The sequence below is a fragment of the Vibrio sp. 1580 genome (assembly GCF_033340055.1).
The window spans coordinates 1-514 of sequence record NZ_JAWOVT010000753.1; the positions used below are offsets into that span (position 1 = coordinate 1).

General features: G+C 46.9%; 1 protein-coding gene. It reads left to right on the forward strand.

The window, feature by feature from the left end; translation table 11 throughout:
• A partial coding sequence (locus R7093_RS28205) for a type I DNA topoisomerase (protein WP_318147405.1) occupies positions 1-514 on the forward strand: 514 nt, incomplete at both ends.

A 514-nucleotide genomic window follows, 5' to 3' on the forward strand; every position in this document is an offset into this window, starting at 1 on the left:
TCGACAACACCCTTTTCTCTGCCCATGAACACGCATTGGAACACGAGCCGTGTCCTAAATGTGGCAGCGACTTGACCCTCAAACATGGCAAACACGGTCCCTTTCTTGGCTGTAGCCACTACCCAAGTTGTGATTACATCAAAGCCCTGCACAACAATGATGGACACATCGTCAAAGAGCTTGGCGTTCCTTGTCCAGATTGTGGTAACGAGTTGGTATTACGCCAAGGGCGTTATGGCATGTTTGTTGGTTGCAGTAACTATCCGGCGTGCCATCATATTGAGTCGATTAATCAACCTGAGCCAGAAAAGCAGCCGCAAGAGCAACACGCGTGTCCTGAATGTGGTAAAGGTCATTTAGTTGAGCGTAAAACGCGCTTTGGTAAAACTTTCTACGCATGTGATAACTACCCTAAATGCAAATTTGCAGTTAATCTCCCTCCGGTTAAAGGGAGATGCGAAGAATGTGGTTTTACGTTGTTGGTGGAGAAGAAACTCGCCAGTGGTGTGAAATT